Origin of the sequence: Prevotella sp. P2-180 (assembly GCF_002251435.1) — a bacterium.
Taxonomy (GTDB): domain Bacteria; phylum Bacteroidota; class Bacteroidia; order Bacteroidales; family Bacteroidaceae; genus Prevotella.
In genome coordinates this window covers 1-26,515 of the sequence record NZ_NPJI01000098.1, presented here as the reverse complement: position 1 = coordinate 26,515, position 26,515 = coordinate 1, and the positions used below count along the sequence as shown (strand labels likewise).

Annotated in this window: 19 protein-coding genes and 1 pseudogene; 14 read left to right on the top strand and 6 right to left on the bottom strand. The window is 48.5% G+C overall.

What is annotated here, in order from left to right:
- Nucleotides 1-474: 474 nt before the first annotated feature.
- The 9 genes from CIK98_RS14035 to CIK98_RS13995 all read left to right on the top strand — a co-directional run bounded on the left by CIK98_RS14035 (nt 475) and on the right by CIK98_RS13995 (nt 18,078).
- On the top strand, nt 475-1,863 hold the full coding sequence (locus tag CIK98_RS14035) for a cellulase family glycosylhydrolase (RefSeq protein WP_094385293.1): 1,389 nt from the start codon (nt 475-477) through the stop codon (nt 1,861-1,863).
- 153 nt (nt 1,864-2,016) lie between these two features.
- The gene (locus CIK98_RS14030; protein WP_253249752.1) at nt 2,017-5,145 is read left to right on the top strand and encodes a TonB-dependent receptor; all 3,129 of its coding nucleotides are present in this window, start codon (nt 2,017-2,019) and stop codon (nt 5,143-5,145) included.
- 11 nt (nt 5,146-5,156) lie between these two features.
- Complete coding sequence (locus CIK98_RS14025; RefSeq protein ID WP_094385291.1) at nt 5,157-7,031, top strand: RagB/SusD family nutrient uptake outer membrane protein; 1,875 nt, start codon at nt 5,157-5,159, stop codon at nt 7,029-7,031.
- 33 nt (nt 7,032-7,064) lie between these two features.
- Nucleotides 7,065-9,881 carry a SusC/RagA family TonB-linked outer membrane protein gene (locus CIK98_RS14020; RefSeq protein ID WP_094385289.1) on the top strand — a complete coding sequence of 939 codons (2,817 nt, stop codon included), beginning with the start codon at nt 7,065-7,067 and terminating at the stop codon, nt 9,879-9,881.
- A gap of 28 nt (nt 9,882-9,909) precedes the next feature.
- Nucleotides 9,910-11,706 carry a RagB/SusD family nutrient uptake outer membrane protein gene (locus CIK98_RS14015; RefSeq protein WP_094385287.1) on the top strand — a complete coding sequence of 599 codons (1,797 nt, stop codon included), beginning with the start codon at nt 9,910-9,912 and terminating at the stop codon, nt 11,704-11,706.
- A 31-nt stretch (nt 11,707-11,737) separates the two neighbouring features.
- A complete protein-coding gene (locus CIK98_RS14010) occupies nt 11,738-12,766 on the top strand; it encodes a DUF5627 domain-containing protein (RefSeq protein ID WP_094385285.1) in 1,029 nt (342 codons plus the stop codon).
- Nucleotides 12,767-12,812: 46 nt separating this feature from the next.
- Nucleotides 12,813-15,026, top strand: a complete 2,214-nt coding sequence (locus CIK98_RS14005; RefSeq protein WP_094385283.1) for an endo-1,4-beta-xylanase — start codon at nt 12,813-12,815, stop codon at nt 15,024-15,026.
- A 152-nt stretch (nt 15,027-15,178) separates the two neighbouring features.
- Nucleotides 15,179-16,600, top strand: coding sequence for a hypothetical protein (locus CIK98_RS14000; RefSeq protein WP_253249751.1), 1,422 nt, complete (start codon nt 15,179-15,181; stop codon nt 16,598-16,600).
- A 44-nt stretch (nt 16,601-16,644) separates the two neighbouring features.
- Entirely contained in the window at nt 16,645-18,078 is a 1,434-nt protein-coding gene (locus tag CIK98_RS13995) for a DUF6057 family protein (RefSeq protein WP_094385279.1), read from the top strand.
- Between the two features lie 109 nt (nt 18,079-18,187).
- Here CIK98_RS13995 and CIK98_RS19085 read toward each other — a convergent pair whose 3' ends face one another.
- The 4 genes and pseudogenes from CIK98_RS19085 to CIK98_RS18755 all read right to left on the bottom strand — a co-directional run bounded on the left by CIK98_RS19085 (nt 18,188) and on the right by CIK98_RS18755 (nt 20,630).
- Entirely contained in the window at nt 18,188-18,595 is a 408-nt protein-coding gene (locus CIK98_RS19085) for a hypothetical protein (protein ID WP_094385277.1), read from the bottom strand.
- Nucleotides 18,596-18,866: 271 nt separating this feature from the next.
- A pseudogene (locus CIK98_RS18760) lies at nt 18,867-19,132 on the bottom strand (hypothetical protein); the annotation flags it as partial.
- 135 nt (nt 19,133-19,267) lie between these two features.
- A complete protein-coding gene (locus CIK98_RS13985; protein WP_253249750.1) occupies nt 19,268-20,239 on the bottom strand; it encodes a transposase in 972 nt (323 codons plus the stop codon).
- Nucleotides 20,187-20,630 carry a hypothetical protein gene (locus tag CIK98_RS18755; RefSeq protein WP_094385275.1) on the bottom strand — a complete coding sequence of 148 codons (444 nt, stop codon included), beginning with the start codon at nt 20,628-20,630 and terminating at the stop codon, nt 20,187-20,189. Before CIK98_RS18755 ends, CIK98_RS13985 begins: the two co-directional genes overlap by 53 nt.
- Before the next feature lie 72 nt (nt 20,631-20,702).
- Here CIK98_RS18755 and CIK98_RS13975 point away from each other — a divergent pair, with 72 nt between their 5' ends.
- Both CIK98_RS13975 and CIK98_RS13970 read left to right on the top strand, forming a co-directional pair.
- Nucleotides 20,703-22,196 (top strand): endo-1,4-beta-xylanase, encoded by a 1,494-nt coding sequence (locus CIK98_RS13975; protein WP_253249749.1) that lies wholly within the window; start codon nt 20,703-20,705, stop codon nt 22,194-22,196.
- 391 nt (nt 22,197-22,587) lie between these two features.
- Entirely contained in the window at nt 22,588-23,016 is a 429-nt protein-coding gene (locus CIK98_RS13970) for a hypothetical protein (protein ID WP_094385273.1), read from the top strand.
- Between the two features lie 140 nt (nt 23,017-23,156).
- On the opposite strand, the gene CIK98_RS13965 is transcribed toward CIK98_RS13970, so the two are convergent.
- Entirely contained in the window at nt 23,157-23,630 is a 474-nt protein-coding gene (locus CIK98_RS13965; protein ID WP_094385271.1) for a PaaI family thioesterase, read from the bottom strand.
- 124 nt (nt 23,631-23,754) lie between these two features.
- On the opposite strand from CIK98_RS13965, the gene CIK98_RS13960 reads away from it, so the two are divergent.
- The 3 genes from CIK98_RS13960 (at nt 23,755) to CIK98_RS13950 (ending at nt 25,162) form a co-directional block, all read left to right on the top strand.
- Nucleotides 23,755-24,018 carry a hypothetical protein gene (locus tag CIK98_RS13960; protein ID WP_094385269.1) on the top strand — a complete coding sequence of 88 codons (264 nt, stop codon included), beginning with the start codon at nt 23,755-23,757 and terminating at the stop codon, nt 24,016-24,018.
- Nucleotides 24,015-24,479: a hypothetical protein gene (locus tag CIK98_RS13955; protein ID WP_094385267.1), complete on the top strand. Its 465-nt coding sequence runs from the start codon at nt 24,015-24,017 to the stop codon at nt 24,477-24,479. Before CIK98_RS13960 ends, CIK98_RS13955 begins: the two co-directional genes overlap by 4 nt.
- A gap of 284 nt (nt 24,480-24,763) precedes the next feature.
- Complete coding sequence (locus tag CIK98_RS13950; protein ID WP_094385265.1) at nt 24,764-25,162, top strand: hypothetical protein; 399 nt, start codon at nt 24,764-24,766, stop codon at nt 25,160-25,162.
- A gap of 199 nt (nt 25,163-25,361) precedes the next feature.
- On the opposite strand, the gene CIK98_RS13945 is transcribed toward CIK98_RS13950, so the two are convergent.
- Nucleotides 25,362-26,515, bottom strand: a 1,154-nt coding sequence (locus CIK98_RS13945) for an AAA family ATPase (protein ID WP_141210556.1), incomplete at its 5' end; no start/stop codon positions are given.

Here is a 26,515-nt window from a genome sequence, read left to right as displayed (position 1 = left end):
CCTTTCTTTCCGGTTAGAATCTGCGTATTACCTCAAGTCGCATCGTGGGGTAAGGGGATGTTGGCTACATATTGATGTTGTGCTGTTGCTTTTTACTGAAAGCTACTACTAACGACTCATAAATCTACCCTTAATCGTGTATTGGATGATAGTTGCGGATTTTAGGTTAAATTATCAACGACAAAGATACATAAAAAAATCGGTAACCAATGCGAAAAAGTAGAAAAAAAATGCAGTCAGGCCATATTTTTGCAAAATATGTAAACATTTCTTGTTTTCCTATCCTTCGAGATGGTCTCGGAATGGGTTAGGAATGCTCTCGGGACAAATGTAAATAAAAGATGTAACATTTCACAAAGTTTATGTTACATTTCCATTACACCTTATTTATATATTTATAGTAACTTTGCATCCGAATTTTGGAGAAATATACAAAAGTAATCAAATTATTGTAAAACCGAAGTATTAAAATCAATGAATGTGAAACTTTCAACCGTCGCACTCTTACTTATACTTGCGATGATCAGTCACGCCAGCGACGACCTCCCGCCTCTCCACGTTAGCGGAAACCAACTTGTCAACGAACAAGGTAAAGTCGTGACGCTACATGGGGTCATGGACACCCCCAACCGCTACTTCAACGGATGGAGATGGCAAGAATGGAAGGCTGGCTACAACGACGAAGACGTGCAGCCCTGCCTCGACTATTTCGAGAAACTGTTCACCGCCTTAAGCGACCGTAGCCAGGGATGCTACTGCACCGTATTCCGCTTGCATCTCGACCCCTGCTGGACCAACGACCCCAACAAGACCTTGGTAGGCGAAGGCGGCGAGCACAACATCAGCCAGTTTTCCGCGCAGCGTCTCGTGCGCTACTGGAAATCCCTCTACTCAAAACTGATGGAAAAGGCACTTGCTCACGGACTCTATGTCATCCTACGTCCGCCAGGAGTATGCCCGAAGGACATCAAGGTCGGCGACGACTACCAATCCTATCTTAAGACAGTGTGGGGAACAGTGACGCAGGCAAACGTGCTGAAGGAGCACTCTGGTCATGTGTCAATAGAGCTTGCCAACGAGCCAGTCCATGTCTATGCCGCCGACGGCTCAAGCTCGAAGTCGGCTCTCCGCGACTTCTTCCAGCCAGTTATCGATGTCATTCGCGACAATGGTTTCAACGGGGTCATATGGGTGCCTGGAGCAGGCTACCAGTCGCAATATGCAGACTATGCCCAATATCCCATAAACGACGTCAACTTCGGCTATGCCGTCCATGTCTATCCCGGATGGTACGGAGCGAGCGACAAGAGCTACAACCACAACGCCTTCATCAGCCAATTTCACGTCCAGGTGCCGGTTGTAGATACCAACCCCATCATGGTGACCGAGATTGACTGGAGTCCGGAAAATCCCGATGGTGAGGGTAAGTACAACGAATGGGGCGAATGGGTGAAACCTAACTACGGCACATGGGGCACTGCCTCCACCTCAAAGTGGGGCAACGCATGGAAAGCCGTACACGACCATTACGGCAACATCGGCATGACGCTCACCTCTACCGATGACCTCATCGACATCGACGAGTATCTCAAGTCGGGCATGGTCCGTCCGAACTTCAGCGTTGCCGGCAATCTCTACGAAGAATGTTGCGCCTACACTTGTTTCCAATGGTACAAGGAATTCTACGAGGCTCAGGCGACAGGCATCGACGCCCTGTTCCCCACCCCGCAGCCCTCACCAGTGTCCACCCGCTCGTTCGACCTTATGGGACGTCCCGTTGGTTCAAACCACCACGGCATTTGTATCATAAAGACCGATGGAAAGGCGAAAAAGATGATTAAATCTGCAAAATGTAACAAATGACAAAGTATGTGTTACATTTACATATCTTGTGATTAATGAAATATCGTTAATTTTGCAGACGAAAACAAAAAACGTAACTAAGTATTTATTAATTTTTTCAATAACTAACGCATGTTCCAAAATCAAAGAGACATGAGACAACAACAACCAACTATGAGAAGGACAGTCGCACTGTTCCTCTTGCTGTTCTCGATGTGTATCGGAGCCTTCGCCCAAAAGGGCATTGAGATTTCCGGTAAACTGACTGATACAGCAGGCGAGGAACTCATCGGCGCATCTGTCTTTGTAAAGGGCAACACTGCCAATGGTACAGTGTCTGACCTTAGTGGAGATTTCAAGCTCACAGTCCCTTCAGAGAACTCTGTCGTCGTATTCTCTTACGTCGGCATGGTGACCAAGGAAGTTAAAGTGGGCAAGAAACGAGTATTTAACATCAGCCTCGAAGAGGACAACCAACTGCAAGAGGTGGTTGTCGTCGGTTTCGGCCAACAGAAGAAGGAGTCTGTCGTGGGAGCCATCACCCAGACCACAGCCAAAGTGCTGGAGCGTACTGGTGGTGTGACCAGCCTTGGACAGGCTCTCTCAGGTAACCTTCCAGGTGTTGTTACCATGAGTTCTACAGGTCAGCCTGGCGACGAGGACCCGACCATCACCATTCGTGGTGTCACGTCGTGGAACAACTCTGCTCCTCTCGTGCTTGTGGATGGTATCGAGCGTCCGATGTCGAGTGTTGACATCAACTCTGTAGCTACAATCTCAGTGTTGAAGGACGCTTCCGCAACGGCTGTGTTCGGTGTGCGAGGTGCCAACGGTGTAATCCTCATCACCACCAAGCGCGGTGAGGAAGGAAAGGCTACCGTGAACATCAGTGCCAGCTCAACGCTGAAGACCTATTCAAAGCTTCCTGACATGATGGATGCCTACGATGCACTCAGCCTGCGCAACCAGGTTATCGAGGCGGAGCTTCCTTATCGTCCTGAGGCTTGGTCCTACTATCTGACACAGGACCGCCTGAACAAGTACCGCAACCCTGCCAACCTCGAAGAGTTTGAGCGTTATCCAAACGTGAATTGGGTGGACGAGCTGCTTAAGGACGTGGCAGCCTCTTATCAGGCAAACATCAACATCTCCGGTGGTTCGAAGTTTGCGAAGTATTTCGCAAGTGTTGACTACGCGCATGAGGGCGACATCTATAAGACTCTGCCAGCCATGCGTGGCTATCAGCCAGGTTTCTCCTATGACCGCGTGAACGTCCGTTCAAACCTCGACTTCAATCTTACAAAGACAACCAAGCTGCATGTAAACCTCTCTGGTTCGCACTCAGTGAAGAAGGCGACACAGGCCCAGTATGAGAACCTCGTATGGTCGGCTTTCTATGGTATTTCTCCCGACTCGTTCCGTCCTATCTACAGCAACGGTGTGTATGGATACTACAATCCTAACCCGACACAGGCTGCAGCCAACTCAATGGAGTATCTCATCTGCGGTGGTATAGGCTATACGACCAACGACCGTCTGAACACCGACTTCACCATCGAGCAGGACCTCGGCTTCATCACCAAGGGACTTACTTTCCAGGCACGTCTGGCATTCGACAACGCCTTTAACGAGACAGGTCGTGGTATCGACGACACAACCGACTGGGAGGATGACGCACACCAGTGGATTGACCCAGATACAGGTGAGATAAAGACCGACGTTACCACTGACAAGAACTACAAGTTCGACTATAAGAATAATGTGGCTTGGAAGACTGGTGCAGGTAGTGTGAACGACTGGATGTCCTACCGCCGCGTGAACTATTCAGCACAGCTCAACTACTCGAACACCTTCGGCAAGCACACCGTAGGAGCAATGGGTAACTTCAGCCGTGAGCAGTATGCAACAGGTAGCATGCAGCCATACTATCGTGAGAACTGGGTGTTCCGTGCAACATACGATTTCGCACACAAGTATATGTTGGAGTACAATGGAGCCTACAACGGTTCGGAGCTCTTCTCTTCCGACAACCGCTTCGCATTCTTCAACTCAGGAGCCATCGGATGGATGATCAGCGAGGAAGCCTTCATGAAGCCTCTGCGCGACAAGCACATCATCGACATGCTGAAGTTCCGTGCCTCGTATGGTGAGATTGGTGACGACCAGGTTTCAGGTTCTGGACGTTGGCTCTATATGGACTCATGGTCAAACAGTGGAGCAACACCCCAAGGTTCTACAGGCGTTGACCCTTCAAAGAGTAATTATACATGGTGGCAGCAGACACAGTTTGGTAACCCCGACCTTCACTGGGAGACAGCCAAGAAACTCGACATCGCAGCCGACTTCGGCTTCCTTGGCGGCTTGATTACAGGTTCGTTCGACTACTTCAGCGAAAAGCGTTCTGACATTCTTATCAATGGCAACGACCGTGCTGTACCAAGCTACTTCGGTGGCAACGCGCCTGTCGCTAATAAAGGTAAGGTTAACAGCTCTGGTTACGAGCTTGACCTCCGCTTCAACAAGCAGCTCAACAAGGACTGGCGCCTTTGGGGTAACATTGCCTTCACTCACGCCAAGAGTGAGATTATTGAGGCTGACGACCCATTGCTGAAACCAGAGTACCAGAAGAAGGCGGGCAAGGGAATCGGTCAGACCTATACTTACGTTGACTACGGCTACTACAACAACTGGGACGAGCTCTATGGTAGCACACCCCACGACGAGAAGGACGATGCCCGCATGCCAGGCAACTACATCATTCTCGACTACGATGCCGACGGTAAGATTACGGTCAACGACCAAGTGCCTTACGCGTTCACCTCTGTTCCTCAGAACACCTGCAACTTCCAAGTCGGTTTCGACTACAAGGGCTTCAGCGCATTCGTGCAGTTCTATGGCACCAACAACGTGTCACGTGTCGTAACCCTTGAGAGTCTTGGTGGTACACGCAACACCGCTTACTACGAAACAGAGCCATATTGGTCGAAGGACAATCCTGACAGCGGAATGCCTCTGCCACGCTGGTTAACCCAGAAGAGCAACTACACTAATGGAACCCGCTTCCTCTACGATGGTTCTTACCTCCGTCTGAAATATGCAGAGGTAGCCTACACCTTCTCAACAGAGAAGTGGCTGAAGTCTTTGGGCTTGCAGAGTCTTAAGGTGTTCATCAACGGTAACAACCTCGCACTCTGGACAGACATGCCCGACGACCGTGAGTCAAACACCAGTTCAAACGGCTGGAGCGGTAGTGCCTACCCGACACAGCGCCGTTTCAATTTAGGTCTAAAAATTACACTTTAACAAGAGAAACGATGAAAAAACAATTAAAATATGTTCTTGGCGCAATGATGTGCTGCACGCTCGGCTTCAGTTCTTGTACTGACTATCTGGAGCGCGACGAGGCATCTGTGCTCTCCAAGGAGGATGCGTTTAAGAACTTCAACAATTTCCAGGGCTACGTCGAGGTGATGTACAACGTCATCCCCGACTTCTCAAGACATTATTGGGTAAGCTCGTTCAACTGGGGTGAGGACGAGGTCATCACTACAGGTAACGGCGAGTACTTGATGGGATTCCAGATTGATAATGGAAACTACCGAAGCTATTTCAACAATGGAGCTTGTTTCCTCGACAGGGAATGGTATGTTGACGCAAAACCAGGTGGTAGCGGTGCCCGATTCGACAAGGCTCTCTGGGGCGGTGGATGGTATGCCATCCGTCAGGCCAACGTGGGTCTGAAGGCTCTTGAGGACGGACTTCTTGTTGATGCCACACAGGAGCAACGCAACTTTATTGAGGGACAGCTTCGCTATTTCCGTGGCTGGTTCTACTTCCAGCTTTGCTCCTACTGGGGCGGTCTGCCATATATGACAGAGCCTCTTGATCCATCAGCACAATTCAATCTGCCTCGCTTGAGCTATCAGGAATGTGCCGACCTCATGATTGCCGACTTCAAGCGTGCTGCAGAGCTTTTGCCAGTTGACTGGGACAAGACTGCCACAGGTCGTCCTACACAGGGCAAGAACGAGTTCCGTCCAAACAAGATTTGGGCTCTCTCTTATCTTGGCAAGGCTGCCCTCTATGCCGGTAGCCCACTGATGGCACAGGGCGTTGACAGCAACAGCAAGGAATATGATGCTGCACGTTGCAAGACTGCAGCCGAGGCTCTCGGACAGGTCCTCACTATGGTGGAGAACGGCGAGACACAATATAAGTTGGTCGATTTCGAGGACTACAGCACATTGTTCTATTCGCGCAAAGACTTCCTCGTTCCTGGTGGTACAGAAGCTATTGTTCGTCACGTCACTTATAATGCCGACTCATACTGGCGTCAGATGAACTCCTATCAGCTTTCAGCCATCTGTAATGGTGACGGTATTATACTTCATCCGTCAGCCAACTACGTTAACTACTATGGTATGGCAAACGGTCTGCCTCTCGACGATGCCAACTCTGGCTTCAGCAAGAGCCAGCCTTGGAAGGATCGCGACCCACGTTTCTATCACGACATCATCTACGACGGAGTGAAGATGATAAAGTCGCCTACATCGGACCACAAGCCTTACCAATATGCTAATTTCTATGAGGGTGGCAATGGCGTTAACGACCCGAAGTCAACAAGCCGCACAGGTTACCTTAACTACAAGTTCATACCTATCGGTGCCAACACCTCCGACAACGACTATGGCTGGGGATTTCACATGAGCATCTCTTATCTTCGTCTTGCCGACGTATATCTTATGTATGCTGAGGCTGCCGCCGAGGGATATGGAAGCGCAAAGGGTAAGTCACCCAACTGCTCGCTCACCGCAGAGGATGCCATCAACGTAATCCGCGACCGTGCCGGTGTTGAGCATGTCAACGCTGCCTACACAGCATCGCTTGAGAAGTTCATGGGTGAGGTTCGCCGCGAACGTGCCGTTGAGCTGTCCTTCGAGGGACACCGCTTCAACGACCTGCGCCGTTGGAAGCTGCTCACTGAATATCCATACAACATCAAGACCTGCCAGAAGTTTGACCGCGATGGCGAGTTCGACCCGAATGTTGACCCGAAGGAGAACAAGGTGAAGAACTTCCGCGAGGAGATCATCATCAAGCGCGCACTGTCGAAGAAGCACTACTGGTTGCCTTTCAAGACCGACGACGTCACGATGTATCCTGAGTTTGGCCAGAATCCCGGATGGTAAAGGTAATGTATAATACCCTAAATAAGATAAACAATGAGACAAATATATAAAGGAATTGCGTTGTGTGCGACGCTGGCAACCACAGCCTCGGGTGCTTTTGCACAGACCGACGAAGCCTTGGACGCTTTCGCCGACACGCTCGACAACAAAGTGCAGGTAGCATTCCGTTCCGTGGATAAACAGGATCTTCTGAACGGCGTGTCTGCAATAGATATGAAAGAGATGGCTGCCAAGAACTACAGCAGCTATAGCTTGGATTACATTGAGAATGTAGTCGGTGGAGTCAACAACGGACTCTGGGGCTACGGCGACTATCTCGTGGTGGTTGACGGAATGGTGCGCGATGCCAACAACGTGCTACCTACGGAGATTGAACAGATAACTCTGCTCAAGGGATCGGCTGCAGTGGTACTCTATGGACCACGTGCCGCCAAGGGTGTGCTTCAAATCACCACCAAGCGCGGACAGATGGGCGACCTGCGCATCAACGTCCATGCCAACGGAGGCATGAACACACCAAAAGCTTTCCCAAAGTATTTGGGATCGGCTGAATACATGTCGCTCTACAACCAGGCTTGCAAGAACGATGGCTTGATGACACCAAATTATACCGACGACGAAATCTACCACTTCGCATCGGGAGAGAACCCATACCGCTATCCAAACTTCGACATGTACGACTCCGACTATCGTCGTGCAGCCTCGACACGCTACGAGGGAATACTTGAAGTGACAGGTGGCAGTGGACGCGTAAAATACTACACCACTATGGGTTACTATCGTGAGAACGACATTCTGAAAGTAGGCAAGACCAAGGACAACTACACAAGCCGTTTCTTCGTGCGTGGTAACATGGACGTGAAGTTCAACGACTGGCTCACCGCTAAGGCCGACGCCAACGTTACCTTCTACGACTCCTACGCCGCAAAGACCGACTGGTGGTCACAGGCTGCCACGCTACGTCCACACCTCGTGGCTCCGCTGATTCCTATCAGCTACATCGAGGAGACCGACAAGAACTCCCTTGGTACTGTGATGAACAGTAACTATCTGCAGAACGGATACTTCTTCGGTGGAACACAGACAAATCCTACCAACCCTTATGCCGACGCTTTCGCAGCAGGTGACAACAAGTTTGTTAGCCGTCAGTTCCAGTTCAACACTGAATTCGACGTTAATCTCGGCAAACTTGTTGAGGGTTTGATGTTCCGTGCAAAGTATGGTATCGACTACGCTTCCACCTACAATCAGGGCTACAGCAACAAATATGCCACCTACTCTCCGTCGTGGACAAACTACAACGGCAAGGACATGATTGGTAGCATCACCCAGTTTGGTAAGGACGAGAAGACAGGCAGCGAGAACATCTCAAACTCAGCTTACCGCTACACCTACAACGTGTCGGGACAGTTTGACTGGACACGCACTTTCGACAAGCGTCACAACGTGTTCGCAATGCTCCTCGCCAACGCTTGGCAGACACAGCGCAGCGGTCACTATCACCGCACCACCAACGCCAACCTTGGCTTGCAGCTGTCGTACAACTACGACCACACTTACTATATCGATTTCAGTGCGGCAATGCCTTACTCAACAAAGTTGCCCGAAGGCAAGCGCAGTGCCATTTCTCCAACTGTCACACTTGGTTGGCGCATATCTAACGACTTGCTCAAGGACACCTTCGTTGACGACCTTATGCTGACAGCCTCCGGCGGCATCATCAACCAGGACATCGACATCACAGCCGATGAGAACGAGGATGGCTACTACCTCTGGAAGGCAGTCGTTCAGCAGGGCGGATGGTACTCTTGGGGCGACCTTGAGGGTGGATCAGTGACAGAGTTCCAGCGTGGTGACAATATGGACCTCGGCTTCGTAAAGCGTAAGGAGTTCTCTGTAGGTCTGCGCGGTTCTTTGTGGAACAAGCTCATCACCTTCGACGCCAACTTCTTCACCAGCAAGATGGACGGTGGTTTGGCACGCGTATCGTCGCTCTATCCTAACTATTTCACACAGGTGGGCTACCCAACCTCTTCCATCATTCCGTTCGTTAACTACAATGTTGACAAGCGAGTGGGTATCGACTTCAGCGTCTATGCCAACAAGAAGTTCGGCGAGGTTGACCTCACTCTCGGAGTAAGCGGCACATGGGTGAAGAGCACAGCCGACAAGCGCGACGAGAACATCGAGTACGACTATCTCTCAGCCGTCGGTAAGTCTCTCAACGGCTTATGGGGTCTTGAGACTCTCGGTATCTTCCAGACAAAGGATCAGATTGACGCAGCTCCAACACAGACCTTCGGCGAGGTTCGCCCTGGCGACTTGCAGTATAAGGACCAGAACAACGACGGCAAGATTGACGACAACGACCGCGTATTCCTCGGCCGTTGGGACAATCCTTTCGTTGGCGGTATCAACCTCACTGCAAAGTGGAGAAACTTCACCCTCTTCGCAATGGGTAACCTATACCTCGGCGGCTACGGCATGAAGGACAACTCCTACTGGTGGATGCGTGGCGACGGCAAGTATTCTGAGGCCGCACGCGACTATTGGACAACTGAGAACACTGATGCTGCCTATCCACGTCTGACGACAACCAACGGCGACAACAACTATCGTAACTCTGACTTCTGGATGTATAAGAAAGACTGTTTCAACCTGGCTCGCGTACAGCTTACCTATGCTCTGCCAGAGTCACTCTTCAAGGACTCTTTCATCAGGGGTGTCGATGTCTTCGTGGGTGGAAGCAACCTGCTGACCATCGCCAAGGAGCGTGAGATACTGGAGATGAAAGTAGGATCGGCTCCTCAGATGCGTTCCTACAACATCGGTTTCAAGGCTTCGTTCTAAACATTGTAACATATTAATTTACTGAAAAATGAAAACATTAAAAAAAGTAGCAATACTTTCTATCATAACGCCAATGATGGTCTCTCTCACCAGCTGCGACGACCTGTTCGACCCAGCTCCAGAGAACCACAAGGACATGACGCAGCTTGAGGACATGCCTTCATGGGCTGTGGGACTGCTGGGACATGCCTACCTGAGTAATCCGCTCGGCAATGGCGGTGAGGACTATCCATGGACGGAGACAGCCACCGACGACGCTGTTTCCAACGACGTGAACGACTCTTACCGCAAGATTGCCACCGGTGCATGGCGCAAGGACAACAATCCTATAGACCAGTGGCAGCGCCTGCGCGCCTCTTGGCAGTACATCAACCAGTTCCTCGAGCTCTCCGAGAATGTGAAGTGGGCTAAAGACGAGGTAGTTTCCGAACTCTACAAGGTTCGTTTCCAGGGCGAGGCTTACGGTATGCGTGCCCTCTATATGTTCTATCTCCTTCAGGCTCATGCCGGATGGACCGACGGCGGCGAGCTGCTCGGCATTCCGGTGCTCACCGAGTCTGAGACTGTCAATTCCGACTTCAACAAGCCACGCGACAGCTTCAAGGCTTGCATGGACCTGCTTAAAGCCGACGTGGCAAAAGCAGTGGAGATGCTTCCCGACGAATATGGCGATATCAATTCTGACAATGAAGTGCCAGCCAAGTACAAGTCGATGGGTGCCACTATGGCATCTTACAACCGTGTGTTCGGTAACCATGCCAAAAACCGCATGAGTCTTCGGGCAGCTACAGCAGTCTTGGCAAAGGCTTCACTCATGGCTGCCAGCCCAGCTTTCGCTGACGGCTCTGGCGTTACATGGGAGCAGGCAGCACAGGCAATGGGCAACGTGTTGAAATTCCTCGGCAACGACCCAGTCTCACAGATGGATCCTAACGGCAACTTCTGGTACACCGACCCGAAAGCATTACAGAATCTCACTGAAGGTCAGAACACAAAGGAATGGCTGTGGCGTACTAATGCAGGCGGGAGCCACGGAATCGAGTCAAACAACTTCGTCCCGACGCTGTTCGGCAATGGCCGCATCAACCCTTCACAGAACCTTGTTGATGCCTTCCCCGCAGCTAACGGCTATCCTATCACCGACGCAAGAAGTGGCTACGACCCACAGAATCCATACGCCGACCGCGACCCACGCTTCGAGCAGTTCATCATTCACAACAACTCACAGTATGGCGGCAAGACCATCATCACAGCTGTTGACGGAACAGACAACAACGCGATGAACAAGTTCGACGGAAAGTCAACCAGGACAGGTTACTATATGAAGAAGCTGCTCTGCGAGAGTGTCAACTGCGACCCGAGTTCCACTACTGACCAGCACCACATGAAACCACTCATGCGCTACACCGAGTTCTTCCTTGGCTATGCCGAGGCTGCCAACGAGGCTTGGGGACCACAGGGCAAGGGTTCGTTCGGCTTTTCTGCCTACGACGTTATCAAGGCTATCCGCAGCCGTGCAGGCATCAGCGACATCAACGACGAGGACGGATATCTTGAGAGCATCAAGAACGACAAGGAGAAGATGCGTGAGCTCATCCGCAACGAGCGCCGCATTGAGCTCTGCTTCGAAGGCTACCGTTTCTGGGACCTCCGTCGCTGGAAGGCTAACCTCAACGAAACCGTCAAAGGTATGAGAATTGAGAACAACCACTACCAGGTTGTAGATGTTGAGAAGCGCGACTTCAAGGACTACATGTACTGGGGACCAATCCCTTACAGCGAGACGCTGAAGTTCGACCAGCTCGTTCAGAACAAAGGCTGGTAATAAAAGTAATTAATAAAACCTGAATATAAAGATGAAAGTAAACAGCATAAAATCATTGATGGCTTTGGCTGCAGTGGCACTTGCAACAGCAAGCTGTGAGAATGGCGACTGGGAGTTCCCAGACTACGACCACACAGCGGTATATTTCGCCTCACAGAGCCCTATACGCACCATAATCCTCGGCGAGGATGTCTATGACACCTCACTCGACAACGAGCACAAGTGCCAGATCATGGCTACCATGGGCGGTGTGTATAAGAACACTACAGATAGGATTATCGACATCAAGGTTGACAACTCTCTCTGCGACGGCAAGAAGTTCAAGGACAACGGACAGCCCATCGTGGCTATGCCAGCCTCACACTACACGCTGAGCAGCGACAAAATTGTCATCCCAAGCGGTAAGGTTATCGGCGGCGTGACAGTTCAGCTCACCGACGCTTACTTCAACGACCCTATGTCGCCACAGCTCAACTACGTCATTCCTGTTGTGATGACACACGTTACAGGTGCCGACAGCATCCTCGTTGGCAAGGCAAAGGAAGGTGTAGCATCTCCCTCTCGCACAAATCCCGACCACTGGGATGTTCTGCCACAGGACTATGTGCTCTACGCTGTGAAATATATCAGCAAGTACGACTGCAACTATTTGCGTCGTGGTGTTGACGAGTATAGCGGCGCAAAGACAGGCACAGTGACACGCCAGGAAGAGTATGTTGAGAAGGACGAGGTAATCAACGGATTCTCAACTCTCGGCATCAACATCGTGGAGTGGGCTCGTCCCACAAAGGACGCTGAGGGCAACAACGTTGACTGCCGTCTGAAGCTCACCTTCGACGAAAGCGGCAAGTGTACCGTAACTTCCAATAGCGAGGGTGTTGTTGCCTCAGGCACTGGTGAGTACAAGGACAAGGGCGAGAAGAACAGCTGGGGCGGCAAGGACCGCGACGCCCTTTACCTCGACTACACCGTTGAGTACCGCGGCGTAAAGTGCCACACCAAGGACATCCTCGTCGTTCGCGACCGTGGTGTCAAGGCTGAGTGGTTCACGGTAGAGTGATAAGATAAATAAAAATGGTTTCAGATAAAAAATCATCAATAAAGGTATGAAACATACAAACAAGATTTTAGGAACAATGCTTCTTGCTGCTGCTGTCAGCACATCCTGTGTTGACGACGACAAGCTCGGGTTTGCATTCGAGAAGCCTGCCTCTATAGAGGGTATGGAATATCTTGCAGACTATGACGCATTGAAAGCATACGTTGACCGCAGTGCTAATCCCAACTTCAAGTTGGGAGTCGCACTGGCGGCAGACGACTACAACGCAGGTGGCGTGGTGACTCGCCTTGCCAACTCAAACTTCGACGAGATGACAGCCGGCAACGCCATGAAGTATGCCTCCTGTGTGGCTGACAACGGAGCTATGGACTTCGGCAAGGTATCAACCTTCGTTAACAATGCCAAGGAGAACGGCATAACTATCTATGGTCACACTCTCGCATGGCATTCGCAGCAGAACAACAATTATCTCAATGGCATCATCGCGCCAAAGGAGATACCAATTGACCCCAATGCCAAGAACGAGGTGGAGGACAAGAAGACCAACTTCGCCGACTATGCCAGCTTCCCGTTTTATGTGATGGGCTACAAGCCGGACATCATCGACGGAGTGCTCACTAGCAACAACCCGACGGAATGGCACCAGTATTTCGTGCTCGACGGTTGTCCTACTGAGCAGGGAAAGGCCTATAAGGTGACTGCCATGATTCGTGGTTCAAAGGAAGGTCAGCTCAACGTACAGTTCGGTGACTGGGGCGGCATGGAGACAGGTCCATTGGCATTCAGCACCGAATGGGAAGAGCAGACCATTCAGTTCAACAGTGCTTTGGCAGGGAACTCTTTTGTGGTATTCCAGCCAGGCAGCTTTGACGGAACTTTGGAGATAAAGTGGGTGAAGGTTAGTCACACTGAGGCTCCCGCAATAGAAATCTTCAACGACCAGCTGACCAACGGCGAAATGGTTGCAGGCAAGCCAATGAACAACTTCGTTGTGCGTGAGGCTGGCAAGGGCGATGTTCCCGGTAATCCTATAGCTGGCGGTCCCGAAGGAAAGAACTGTATTAAGATTACATCTATTGCCAATCCTACCAACTCTTGGGATACTCAGTTCTTCATCTACACTCCCGACAAGGCGTGGGCTGGTGGTGAGAAATATAAGATATCATTCTGGTATAAGGCTTCTGAAGCAGCTGGTTCTGAATCTCAATGTCATGGTGAGCCAGGAGGCTACAAGCACTATCAGATGTTGCCCACTAACCCAAGTTTCACCACCGAATGGCAGTATTACGAGGCAACTTCCTCAATCCCTGCTTCTGGCGACGGCATGAAGTCGATTGCCTTTAACCTCAATGTCAACAAAAACCAGGTTGACTACTACTTTGCCGACATCCACTGGTACACCGTAGAGAAGGGCAACAAGATTCCTCTAACTCCAGAGGAGAAGAAGGACACCCTCACATGGGCTATGGACAACTGGATTACTGGCATGATGCAGGCATGCGAAGGCTACGTCACCTCATGGGACGTTGTCAACGAGGCTCTGTCAGGAGATGATAAGGACGGCGACGGATGGTACGATCTCCAGTCTGCCACCAGAAACACTGTCCGTGAGGACGACAAGGCTAACAACTTCTACTGGCAAGACTATCTCGGCGATTTGGACTATGTCCGTACTGCAGTGGGCTTGGCACGCAAGCGTTTTGCTGAGAATGGTGGTCAGGGCGAGCTGAAGCTCTTCATCAACGACTACAACCTCGAGAGCGACTGGGACGACAACAAGAAATTAAAGTCGCTTATCCACTGGATTCAGGAATGGGAGTCTGACGGAGTGACGAAGATTGACGGTATCGGCTCGCAGATGCACGTCTCATGCTATGCTGATGCCAACATCCAGAAGAGCAAGGAAGAGCATGTAGTAAAGATGCTCCAACTGATGAAGGAGAGCGGCAAGCTCTGCAAGATTTCAGAGCTCGACATGGGCTTCGTGGATGCCAACGACAAATCCGTGAAGACCGAGGACCTCACCGAGGAGCAGCACAAGAAGATGGCAGCATACTATAGCTTCATAGTTAGAAAATACTTTGAAATAATCCCAGCCAACCAGCGCTATGGCATCACTCAGTGGTGCATCACCGACGCTCCTGATAGTAGCGGTTGGCGTGGTGGCGAGCCTGTAGGTCTTTGGGACAGCAACTACTACCGCAAGCACACCTATGCAGGTTTTGCTGACGGTTTGCAGGGCAAGGAGTACTCTAAATAGCAAGCAATTAGGTTTTTATTAATACTTCAAAGGGGATAATTGTTTATCCAAAATCATGGGCTGCGTCGTGAGACACAGCCCATGTTACATTATTCTCTCAAAATGTTTGGAAACTTCAAAAAATGCTCAGAATAAAATTCATTTTTATAGGTTTGATTGGCATCTTGGTGACTCTGTCAAGCTGCAATGGAAAGAAAGAGGCGGCGGAAAGTATTGATGCGTTGCCGAAGATTTTTCCAGATTATTGTGGTGTGACAATACCATTGAACATTGCTCCACTGAACTTCATGGTGGAAGGTGCTGAACATATACAGGCAAAAATTTGTCTCGAAGAAATGGAACTGGAGACTGTTTGTGGCAGCGAAGGTGTTGTTGACATCTCTATCGAAGATTGGAGTGACATGACAACAAAGGCCGCAGGCAAGAGTCTCAGTGTGGAAGTGTCGGTTTGGAATGAAGAAAAACCGGAAGGAGTGAGATACAAATCATTTGACATATTTGTATCAAAGGACACTATTGACCCTTACATAGCTTACCGACTGATAGAACCAGGCTACGAGGCATGGAGACAGATGGGAATATACGAGCGTGAACTATCCTCATTTGACGAGTATGAGATAGTGTCAAACAAAATCACAAAGAGCGCCTGCATAAATTGCCATCATTTCGACCGCCGCTCATCAAAGCGCATGATGTTCCATGCCCGTGGCGAAAAAGGAGGAACGGTGTTTCTTGAAAATGGGAACACACACAAGGTAAAACCGGAAAAGAGCGTCGTTTATCCTGCATGGCATCCCAAAGGACGCTACATCGCATTTGCCTCTAACGTAACCCGCCAGAGTTTCTATGGACAAGGACGGCAGCCTATCGAGGTTTATGACCGTAGTTCAGATCTCGTTGTCTATGACACACAGGAAGACCGTATTGTCAGCGACCCACGCTTTGTAGAAGAAATAAATATGGAAACCTTCCCCACATGGTCACCAGACGGCAAATGGCTCTACTTCTGTTCAGCCCCGTCGAAAAACATGCCCGACGAGCGAAAGGATCTTCACTACAACATTGTGCGTGTGGCTTTCGACAGCAACACTTGTAAGTTTGGCGAGACAATTGACACAGTATATAATGCGAGGGTGAACGGTGGCAGTGCATCTTTCCCCCGCGTGTCACCCGACGGACGTTATCTTTGCTTCACACTGTCGGCATTCGGTACATTCCCTATTTGGCATAACGAGGCTGACCTTGCAATGCTTGACCTGACAAGTGGAAAGGCGGTGGATGTAAAGGTATGGAACGACCGGGACAACACGGAAAGTTACCACTCATGGTCAGTTAACGGACGATGGATGCTTTTTTCGTCAAGAAGGTTGGATGGTCGCTATACACGCCTGTTCATCGGTCATTTCGACAAGAACGGCAATGCAGGCAAGCCTTTCCTTTTGCCACAGAAAGACCCTCGTCAGAACACTCTCCGACTGAAATCCTTCAATGTGCCCGAGTTTGTAGATGGCAAAGTGGATATGCCTGAATCTACAGTGGAGCTTTTCAGATGTCCAGACAAACTGATACAGTGATGAAGAGGCGACAAGATGTTTCAAAATAAACAAAAACAAGAAAAATGAAATTCCAGAAAATATCCCTGCCTCTTTTGGCAAGTATTTATCCCTTGGCATTATTCGTGGCAGTATGGCTCGTATGGTACAATTGTTACTACTATGTTCTCATATGGCTTGAGGGCTACAGCTATTATTCCGACCTGCCAGACCTTACCTTCCTTGCCTCAACCATGCCCGACGACTTCTGCAAAATCATTGGATCGTATATACTTCAGTTCTACTATTATCCTATGGTTGGAGCAGCCTTTCAGGCAATGTTCCCCGTGCTTATTATGCTTTGCGGGGAATGGATTGTGATACGCCTGTTTCACAACCCAAAGCCGCTGCTATGGCTTTCGCTTATTCCTGTGGCGGTGTTTTTAGACAACCAATTCTGGGACACTTCGCTAAAGGACTCAGTGACATGGTGTGGAGTTGGCCTGTTTATAGCATTAATAGTTGAACTTGCCACAATACGTCATAGACAGCCTTTACGCATGCCTTCGTTAGTGGGAAATAGAGTGCTGTCTGCAGTCGCGTCATTGGCATTATTCTGTCTTTCAATTTATAATCTTGGTTTCAAAGACAAGCGCAACAACATACACCATTACTATTGCCAGCTCGAATATCTTGCCAACAATCGTCAATGGGACGAGATACTCAAAGTAGTTACTCCACAGCATGCGCAGGAGAGTTTTATAGCCCGTCGCTATGCCTTGCTCGCACTCAACGTGAAGGGACTACTGGCAGAGAACATGTTCGCCTATGGCGTAATGTCTGACAGTGATTTCCTTTTCATTGACCGCGACGAGCCTCTATGCCACAGTTTCAACGCTGTGCTGTTCCGTGAGCTTAGAATGCCTAACGAGGTTATCCACCACTCATTCCAGGAACAGATTCAATCAAACTTCGGCATCAATTTCAACATACTTCGACGACTCGTAGAGATATGTCTTGAGACCAAGGACTATCCCTTGGCGAAGAAATATCTCGACATACTTGACCATTCCACAGTGATGCGTCACTGGGCACAAAAACGTCGCCCGCAACTTGAGGCAATAAAAAACAAGAAAACTAATTATGAGATAAAAGGAGAACCGTTTTACTCCCACGACTTCCTTGTCACTATGGGTGCCATGTGCGACCGCTATCCCAAGAACCGCATGTATGCCGACTATCTGCTCTGTGGACTTCTAGCGAGAAAGGACGGCAACGAGTTCTATCCAGCTTTTCAGGTTGTCGCGAGCCGTCAGTATGCCAACGGCGAGAGGATTCCCCGCTACTATGAGGAGGCTCTTATGCTGATAGCTCCCCAAGAGCCGGAGATATTGGAGAAATACAACATCAGCAGAGAGGTGCGTGAGGCATTCCCCAACGCCATGCGATTGGTGAGGTCAGGAGACATCGGTCGCCTCAAAACTATACTCTCTAATTCTTATTGGGCGTATTTCTTCTAATACCCTTTACTGAACAGAACTTAGTGTCCACACGCATTGGAACAGCAGGTACATGCCTTGGTCGTAGCTCAAACGAGCTTGGCTCTGCTCTCGTTTGCAACAGAAATCCTTATTGAAACCGTTTACACTCGATTAAACAGTACCTTTGCACACGATTATTGGCTACTACTTTTGGTATTACTGATGGTGCAAGTTGGGGTTTCATGCGTTGCAGTGGAATGACAGGGCAATCAGTTGTCAACTGAATAGGGCAATCAGTTGGGAACAGAAACATCATGTGCTTGTTGTCAATGACAAACGGCATCACATCGTTGCGGAGACATTCACGGAACAGAATTAAACGTCCAACACGTCCATTTCCGTTCTGGAACGGATGATTAATGGTGCTTGGTAGCATTTCCCCGTTTTTTTGTGCTACTTTTTTGCTAATGATGCCTGTTTTGCCGTGGTAATTTTCCTTTTCACAATAAAAAATAGTGACAGTCGAAAAAGAAAAAACTCTATGGTTCCATTCCACTTTGATTTTTGGGAAAACTCGTGAACTTACTCATGCAATGAATCTACATCACAGTTTCCTATAGACAAATCCTGCTTGAATGCACAAATGGTCACCTTATCCGAAAAGGCAGTCATTCTTGGTAAGGTTTGCAGACTCTTTTCCTATTTCGACCGTCTGTTGTACTTTTAACTTTATCCTTCGAAAGATGCAATTCCTGTTTCATTAGCTGCTCTCCGCAAGTTGCACCATATGCCCACTTGCTTCTTTCCTATTATAATAGTGGAAGATGTCAGTCGTTTGTCTTGCCAGTTGTACTATCCAGAAGGTATCGTCTAAGTTTATTGACTCCTTGTTCAAACTTTACGGGGTTACTTTCTTTCAGTTTCCTTATGTTGAGCAGCTTCCATTGCACAGAAGGGTATTGTGAAAGGTCACCAGCGCAACATTTCTGCCAATCGGGTCTCCTTGCTCAAACGACAACAGGAATTCTTTGTCAGTGATTGTAAGACCGCCATTGACAAGACTCAACAAGGCTGTTCTTGATTCCAAATAATCCGGCGCAGGTGAAAAGTTCCGTGGCAAGCAGAGGGTAGCCTAACCAAAGATGGTGCAGACACGATACAGAAAGAAAGGTATGTCCGCAATACCATGTAGCTGTACCCTAAAGCCCTTCATCTTTGAGTTGAGAGATTATGCAGATACGTTGGTTGACCGCTTGATGAAGTAGTTCAGCACCTCATCTTCCCTTGATTTGATACAATCTCTTGCAGACTTGATTTCTCTGAATGTGCATGCACTGACCTCCTTGTACCAGTCATGCAGTTTAGTCCTTGCTTCGTCCACTGTGAGCTTGCGCTTGAATATGTCACGTACTTTACAGATGAGCGAATAGGCCTCTTTCATTTGCGGATACAGGTCAAAGAGCAGCTTTGTACGCTCCTTCTTGTGCTCACCCCATTTCTCACCGCTCTGGGCAAGCAGGTTCCTTGAACGGGTCAACAGTTCCACCTTTGTATCTCCATTGGAGAGTTCCTTAGGCTTATACTTTTGCTTCTTGATGCGTTTGCGACCTCGCTTCTCACCAGGCTTCTTCGGATGCTTCCTACGATAGTATGCACGCCTCTTTGCCTTGCGGTCTTCGTTCTGTGCAAAAGCCGCAACTGCCTTCTTGTTCTCAGTGACTGCGAGGCGCTTGAATTTCAGGCGCATTGACTCAAGTCCTTCACATAGGCGCTTGATGATATGGAAGCAGTCAATGACGATGACGGCATTCGGGAAGCACTGCTTGGCTATGCTGTACATGGAATCGCTGAAGTCCATTGTGATTTCCTCAACCTTGGCAAGTTCCTCTGCCGGTATCATCTTGATAATCCGAGATACGACCTCAGCCTTTGTGCCCTTGACAATAGCAATAACAGAGCCTTTGCGGCCATGTCCGTCCTTGTTGGAGAGTATGGTGTACGCCTCTTCGCACAATTGGGTCTCATCTATACTGCAACGCTTGCCGATGTTCTTGGCGAGCAAGACCCAGTCAACGGCATGATCCTTCTGGTCCCAATCCTTGTAGTCACTGAGGTGATGCTTGTAGTAGCGTTCTACCTCGCTGCCCTTAATATGAAAGAATCTTGCTAATGACGCTGCCGTCAATGGAAGAGTGTCCATCGCTATCTTTAAAAAAAAGACCGAATTCCACGGACACCTTCGTACCGTCTGCCGTCAGAGGATACTGATTGAGTATGATGTTTCGCCCATCTGCATCCAGATAGCGCCTGCGCCTTACATGAAGCAAAACATTGCGGTTGCGTGTTGGATAGTCCTTGATTACCGTAGCCTCAGTGAAGCCATTAGGCTTTAATCCCAACTGCTCGCCTTCACGGTTGTCACGCTCGTCAAGGTAAATGTTGAGAACACTATTATACAGTATGTCTGCCTGGGCATTGCCTGTATTAGGTTCTTCTACTATTCTTACTACTTCAAACCAGTCTATCATCCCGTCGGGAAGGAAGAAACTGATGATAAAATCTGCACTTATACCTGAGTTGTTCTGTTCCATGGATGCAAAGGTACAAAGAGTTTTTCTTTCTGCATCATGTCTGCATCATCTTTTGGTTAGGCTACCCTCTGCTTGCCACGGAACTTTTCACCTGCGCCAGAAGATCGCCGCTGCCTTAAGGTGGAGGCCACTGAGCGTGTGGATGAGGTATGGGACAACCAGTTCTGGTTGGTGCCAGGCAGCTTCAGCGCAAATAGCAAATTTGAGTTCACTGCTGATGTGCGTGCCGACAAGGCTGCCACTGTATCCACTCAGATTCACAACGATCCCTCTAATTATGTCCACTATGAGGCTCTCGGCAATATTCCTTTCACCACAGAGTGGAAGACGATAAAACTTTCGGGTACACTCAGTAAGGCTGGTAAGAGCATCGCCTTCAACATGAGCGATTTGGCTGATGCCAACAATTATTACTTCGATAATGTGAGCCTGAAAATCAATGGAGTGGAGAAAATAAAGAACGGCGACTTGGAGGGCACTGACGTGTCGTCGTTTAAGGTAAAGACAAACCGTGGTGGAGTGGAAACTCCGGTCATCTGCGAACACTTGAGTTATGTGTATGTGCCATCCACCATTCCTCTTACTCAGCAAGAGCGGCATGACACACTGGTATATGCCATGGACAAGTGGATAAGTGGCATGATGAAAGCATGCGGCGGTAAGGTGAAGGCATGGGACTTGGTGAACGAGGCAATTTCGGGCGGCGGCAACGACGGCGAGGGCAACGACGGCGAGGGCAACTACCCCTTGCAACATTCTGAAGGCTATAACCCCAATGGTACATGGGACGTAGGAGGCGACGCCTTCTACTGGCAGGACTATATGGGCGACCTCGAATATGTGCGTCAGGCAGCACGTCTTGCACGCAAATATGGACCAGAGGACATTAAGCTCTTCATCAACGACTACAACTTGGAGTCAGATTGGGATGACAACAAAAAGGTGAAGTCGCTCATCAACTGGATAAAGAAATGGGAGGCCGACGGCGTGACCAAGATTGATGGTATCGGCACACAGATGCACATCAGCTGCCATGAGAGCGAGACGATACTGAATAATATCAAAAAGCATATCACCAATATGTTCCAACTGATGGCCAATTCCGGTAAACTCGTCCGTGTTAGCGAGTTTGACATGGGATATGTACGTGGTAACGACAGATGGGGCTCGAGTGCAAAGACCGCGGACCTGACCGAAGACGAGCACAAGAGAATGGCAGACTTCTACGAATGGATTGTCAAGGAGTATCTCCGTATCATTCCAGCCGACCAACAGTGGGGTATCTGCCATTGGTGTCCTACTGACGCACCTTCAAACAGTGGTTGGCGCGGTGGCGAGCCCGTAGGTATCTGGGACATCAACTACTATCGTAAGCATGCCTATGCAGGATTCGTTCGCGGATTCGGTGGCGTTGTTACCGGTATAGATGATGTAAAGGTCGATGAGTCTTCAGCCAAGAAAGGAATCTTCGACCTGTCGGGACGTCGCATTGCCGATGGAACAGACATCTCTACTCTCCCTGCCGGATTCTATATCATGAACGGAAAGAAAGTAGTGAAGAAATAACTTGTTCTCTGTCAATACGCCAAAAGCATGAATGGATATACTATTGACAACGGTGTGCGTTGTGGCGCTATTTCTGAATTTAGATGTAATCATTTAGGTTTTTATTAATACTTAGTAAAGATTATTATCTTTAGATAAGAGCTGCGTCGTGAGATGCGGCTCTTATTGTTTTATAATACAGCCTTTGACGAATGAAGATTATTAACCTTACGGCCGTAACGTTATTAATCTATATCCCGTAAGGTTAATAATCTTACTATCCATGAAGTCCTTATCGCCTTTTATTGGGAGATAATTCAAACTTTTTCACTTTATAGCTTGCATCCAATCAGAATATTTATTATATTTGCAGCGCATAATAGCAAGTGTATAATAAAACGATGCAATCAATATGAAGTACACCCTCGTTAAGCGTGGTCACCCACGTTATCCCGAGCGCGGCAAAAAAGTCTATGCCTGCGCACAATATGAGAAGACCCTGTCGATAGACGAACTCTTGGACTATATCATCCTCCATGGTTCGGCTTTCAGAAAAGGTGACTATAAGGCTGTCATCTCCACCATTGCCGAAGCCATGGCGGATAAGATGGCCGAAGGCTACAAAATTGACCTTGCCGAGATGGGTAGGTATTACCCTACTCTTGTATGCGAGGGAGCTGAAACCATAGACGATTTCAATCCCGACAAGCACATCAAGGCCGTTAATGTTAACTGGGAGCCAGGTGAAGACTTCAAGAATCTGAAGCAAAAGACCATTTTTCGCGAGGATCTCACCAGACGAATGCAGAAGGAAGCCTTGAAGGCTGACATGGAGAAATGAAATAAGGAAGAGGAATAACGACAAATATGAATATTTTAGAGTTATACGAAAAGCTGAAAGACAGCTATACCTACAAAACCGATGCTGGTCATAAGTTAAGACTTGCGTCGGTCGTAAGTTAAGACCTAATAAGGTCAAGGTTATTCTTCCTCTGTCGCACACTCCTTGAAGTGCATGTCGCGCTCAGCCTTTTCTTTTGGGAAGGCGAAATAGGTGCAGGTGGCTTCGGTGCATACCTTGCCGGTAGAGTCGGAGAGTGTGGCTTCTATGGTTACGATGTTGCGCCTTTGCTCCACGATATGGGCACGCAGGGTTAGCATCGGTTCGGATGTTGACACCGGACGCTTGTATCTTGTCTCCATGCGCGATGTCACGCCGGCAGTCTGTAGCTTGCGTGTCACCACCCATCCGCATATCTCGTCTAGCAGCAGGGCTTGTATTCCTCCGTGCAGTGTGTTCACCCATCCCTGGAAGTCGGGTGTGGGTTGCCATTGGCTCACTATGTCGTCCCCGTCCTCATAGAAGTGGAGATGGAATCCGAAGGGATGGTCTGGCGAACAGCCTATGCAGTTGTAGCCTGGCATTCCTTCCCAAGGGTTGATAATCTTCTTCATGTCGTCTCTTGTTTTTTGCTGCAAAGATATAACTTTTTTCTGTTTTGTGAGAAGATTTTCGTAGATTTGTTTGGTGGTTACATAAATTCTTCGTATTTTTGCGGCAAATAATAAGAGGGAAAGTATGACAACAGCTATATTATCAGATGGTATGCAATATACGATACCTAATAGTGACATCGAGTTCTTTAAGGCGATAGCCTCAAGAATGGGCTGGATTGCCACAAGGGTAGGTAATGCGATTACATCAAGTGTGGAAGTCGAGAAACCACAGGAATCTGTTGGTGATGCATATTCTTTATCAAAATTAAAGGGGCGTTTCACTCCAATGTATTGCGGGAAGGACACATTGCGTGATGATTATCTGTCAGATAAATACGGAGTATGATTTTATTTTTAGATACTAATATACTGATTGAATTTGTCGAGAAAAGGAGATACTCTGAAATAGTTTTTACTATACTTGACCGTTGTTCTAAATCAGATTGCCATTTATATATGTCTGTTGGAGGTTTTTATACAATTACCTATCTAATAGATAGACATCTTAAACAAGAAGGCAAGAGCAACCCTGAGCGTCTTGAAGAACTGAAAAGCATACTTAAGTTCATTCTCACTATTTGTGATGTCGCTTCTTTGAGCAAAGAGGGTATTTTGTCATGCTTAAATGGTAATGAGTTTGTTGATTTGGAAGATGGATATCAGTTCCAATCAGCATTGGGTTGTGGCGCAGAATTATTGTTGACGCTTAACAAGAAGGATTTCGCAAATGCAGATAAATCGTTGATAAAAGTTCTTACGCCTGATGAATTTATTGAATCATATTTTCAGGATATTCCTTGCTATTGAGTGTGAAAGTGTTAAAGTTTCGGTTTAATTCCTAAGAAATCGCCGCTCAACGGTTTGCGTGCCTAAACTATTTCACTGCCTTGTCCAACGACTCTGTAGGCTCTATGATGTTGTAGTTTCAGAATAAACGTGATTGGCATTTTAATCTTATCCCCGACGGGTTGGAATTATGGCAAGTTAGACTTCGGGAAACGTAACGTTAGGATTATGGAAACGCAACGTTACGCTTATAGTAACGTAACGTTACGCTTTAAATGGTGTAATCATCAAATATAAAATGCGATATGAAAGCTATCAACAAAGAAGGTCGCGTGACTCCCGACTTTATCACGAGTCTCAAGCCCAACGAGGTTTTTGTCTTTGGCAGCAACCTTGCCGGTATGCACGGAGGCGGTGCCGCCCGCATCGCCCATCTATATTTTGGTGCCGTAATGGGCAACGGCGATGGCATTCAGGGTCAGAGCTATGCCATCCCCACCATGCAGGGAGGAGTGGATACCATTCGTCCCTATGTAGATAAGTTCATCGCCTACGCCAAGCTGCATCCCGACCAGCATTTCCTCGTCACCCGTATTGGCTGTGGCATAGCAGGCTTCTCTCCCGATGAGATAGCTCCCCTCTTTGCCAAGGCGGCAGAAGTGGAGAACATCTCCCTGCCCGAGGATTTCTGGGAGGAGATGTAACGGATGTTAATAAGCAGGTCAATCTTTCCCCTTACAGAATAATAAATATTAAAAATGTGCGAAGTGTCACGTTTTTCATAGGAAAAATGTGTAATTCTGCCACAAATTCATAGGAATGGAAATAGCGAGAACGACTACTGTCATGCCACAAAACTCGTTAGAGAATAGTTATAAGGATGGGAAACTTCAATTAATAACGTTATTTGCCATGTAATATCTCTTTGGGCAGGAATCCGTCGATGGTGCCTTTCTCCGATGAGAAGTTGATGCCGAGGGCTATGAGTTTGCGGTTGTCGGCTGCATAGGGCTTGGCGTAACCCTTTTCTTCTATTTGTTGGAGTGCTGCCTCGGCCGAACCGTTGAGTTTGAACTCGATGATATAGACATAGCCAGGACACTCCACCACACAGTCTATGCGCCCCTCGCTCGTCTCCTTCTCTGCCACAGTGCTGTAGAAGGCAAGCATCTTGACGATGAGATAGAACGTGTATTGGAAATACCGCTCACACTCCATCGGGTCCTGCTTGCGCTGGAAACGGTAGGTGACAGAAGAGAGGAGTGAGGTCATGAGCTTCTCGACTCTTGTGGTGTCACCCTTCTCTAAAGCATCAGTCACATCATTTACCCAAGATTTTGGTCGGGATGATTCTGAGAAATAGCGTGAAGCGAGAGTTTCGATAAATCCATTGCGTACTTCCTCGTTCGGAAAGTCGAGACAATATGTATTACGGTCTATATTGCAATCCTTAATCGTGAGATATCCGCTTTGGTAGATCATCGGCAGTGGTTTCTCCACATCAGCCTTATAATCGATGAAGAGTGAGGCATCGTAGTATCTGCCCACCAGCTCGTTGATGTTCTCGTTGCTATGGGCAAGCAGGCGCACAAGGTATGTTGGTGTGCCTGAAGCAAACCAGAAATTATGCATTCTCTTTGACTTGAGGCAGTTGAGGATACTGAAGGGATTGAAGATGTCTATCATTTCCTCGCCGAAATGATAGCCGTCGTATTTCTTTTTCAGCCGTTCAACGGCTTCGCCATAACTGATTTTGAATTTGTCTGCAAGTTCGTGAATCGGTTCGTCAAATACGGACAGTAATTCGTCTTTGGTTATGCCGCAAAGACTCTCAAAATCGCCTGACATACTGATATCCTCCGGCTGGTTGAATCCGCTGAACACGCTCACCTGCGAGAACTTGGTGACACCTGTCAGCATCACGAACTGGAGGTCCTCGTCGGCATCCTTGAACAGGCTGTAGAAACCTTTCAGAAGATTGCGGTTGTAGTCTTCCAGTCGCATTCGGTTGCCCTCGCTGTCGGTCACTTGCAAATCGAGGTCAATCACGTCGAGCA

What these genes read in the sequence shown, in the direction of transcription:
- CIK98_RS13985 (WP_253249750.1), bottom strand. Translation starts at nt 20,239, where the DNA reads ATGGACACTCTTCCATTGACGGCAGCGTCATTAGCAAGATTCTTTCAT.
- CIK98_RS18755 (WP_094385275.1), bottom strand. Translation starts at nt 20,630, where the DNA reads ATGGAACAGAACAACTCAGGTATAAGTGCAGATTTTATCATCAGTTTC.
- CIK98_RS13960 (WP_094385269.1), top strand. Translation starts at nt 23,755, where the DNA reads ATGACAACAGCTATATTATCAGATGGTATGCAATATACGATACCTAAT.
- CIK98_RS14010 (WP_094385285.1), top strand. Translation starts at nt 11,738, where the DNA reads ATGAAAGTAAACAGCATAAAATCATTGATGGCTTTGGCTGCAGTGGCA.
- CIK98_RS14035 (WP_094385293.1), top strand. Translation starts at nt 475, where the DNA reads ATGAATGTGAAACTTTCAACCGTCGCACTCTTACTTATACTTGCGATG.
- CIK98_RS13970 (WP_094385273.1), top strand. Translation starts at nt 22,588, where the DNA reads ATGAAGTACACCCTCGTTAAGCGTGGTCACCCACGTTATCCCGAGCGC.
- CIK98_RS13950 (WP_094385265.1), top strand. Translation starts at nt 24,764, where the DNA reads ATGAAAGCTATCAACAAAGAAGGTCGCGTGACTCCCGACTTTATCACG.
- CIK98_RS13955 (WP_094385267.1), top strand. Translation starts at nt 24,015, where the DNA reads ATGATTTTATTTTTAGATACTAATATACTGATTGAATTTGTCGAGAAA.
- CIK98_RS14025 (WP_094385291.1), top strand. Translation starts at nt 5,157, where the DNA reads ATGAAAAAACAATTAAAATATGTTCTTGGCGCAATGATGTGCTGCACG.
- CIK98_RS13995 (WP_094385279.1), top strand. Translation starts at nt 16,645, where the DNA reads ATGAAATTCCAGAAAATATCCCTGCCTCTTTTGGCAAGTATTTATCCC.
- CIK98_RS14020 (WP_094385289.1), top strand. Translation starts at nt 7,065, where the DNA reads ATGAGACAAATATATAAAGGAATTGCGTTGTGTGCGACGCTGGCAACC.
- CIK98_RS13965 (WP_094385271.1), bottom strand. Translation starts at nt 23,630, where the DNA reads ATGAAGAAGATTATCAACCCTTGGGAAGGAATGCCAGGCTACAACTGC.
- CIK98_RS14030 (WP_253249752.1), top strand. Translation starts at nt 2,017, where the DNA reads ATGAGAAGGACAGTCGCACTGTTCCTCTTGCTGTTCTCGATGTGTATC.
- CIK98_RS14015 (WP_094385287.1), top strand. Translation starts at nt 9,910, where the DNA reads ATGAAAACATTAAAAAAAGTAGCAATACTTTCTATCATAACGCCAATG.
- CIK98_RS14005 (WP_094385283.1), top strand. Translation starts at nt 12,813, where the DNA reads ATGAAACATACAAACAAGATTTTAGGAACAATGCTTCTTGCTGCTGCT.